This window comes from Pseudoalteromonas sp. SR45-5, from assembly GCF_014163565.1.
Taxonomy (GTDB): Bacteria; Pseudomonadota; Gammaproteobacteria; order Enterobacterales; family Alteromonadaceae; genus Pseudoalteromonas; species Pseudoalteromonas distincta.
The window spans coordinates 1-736 of the sequence record NZ_JACJDN010001026.1 but is presented as its reverse complement, the minus strand read 5'-3'; the positions used below and the strand labels follow the sequence as shown (position 1 = coordinate 736).

The 736-nt window shown below is 37.4% G+C and carries 1 pseudogene; it reads left to right on the top strand.

Going from position 1 to position 736, the window contains the following annotated elements:
* Window positions 1–44: 44 nt before the first annotated feature.
* Window positions 45–536: pseudogene (locus tag H5072_RS21440) on the top strand (DDE-type integrase/transposase/recombinase); the annotation flags it as partial.
* Window positions 537–736: the final 200 nt, after the last annotated feature.

The following is a 736-nucleotide window of genomic DNA, read 5'->3' as shown; positions in this document are numbered from 1 at the left end:
CCCCAAGCACTAATATTTATTATCAAATAGAAAATGGGTGCTAGAAGCTCCAAAATCAGCTTCTACACGAGCATAACTTCCATCCATCACTTGACTCAATTCATAAAGTCCTGACCAAATACGAAGTAAAGCCAATAGTTTTTCAGCAAAAGAAAAATACTTCATTCGATAATAAAGGCCTATTCCTAGTGACTAAATTCAGATGGATACATGTAAAGTCGCGCCTGAATTTATCAGTACACTACCATTGATGATTGCTCTAGATATCGCGTGTTAGACGCCTTTAAACGTAGAACGGCAAACAATACACTTACCTTTGTCGATAAAGTGATAGAAGAAATGCCATTTCCAACACGACGGTACAAACTGATCGCGCAATGGAGTTTTTTGCTGAGAAGGTACTGCTCAAATTGATGGAGCATAACATTAAATTTCGTCCCAACAAATCAGGCTCTCCTCACTTAAATGGTAAAGTTAAGAGGCCACAAAGAATCGACAAAGAAGAGTTTTATTCGACCGTTAATTTGGATTTTGGAGATCTCAAAAGTTAAACTTTACCTGAATGACGGCATTACTACACTACAATCAGCAGCACGCTTACGGCTCATTTAGAGGTAAAACACCACGGGTATTGAATGTGAACGCCTTGAACTACATCACTTTGAAGAACGTTCAAGCTAACTACGAAACGCCTAAAAATAGTTAAGAAATCAATTAAACTATATAATATTAAGCC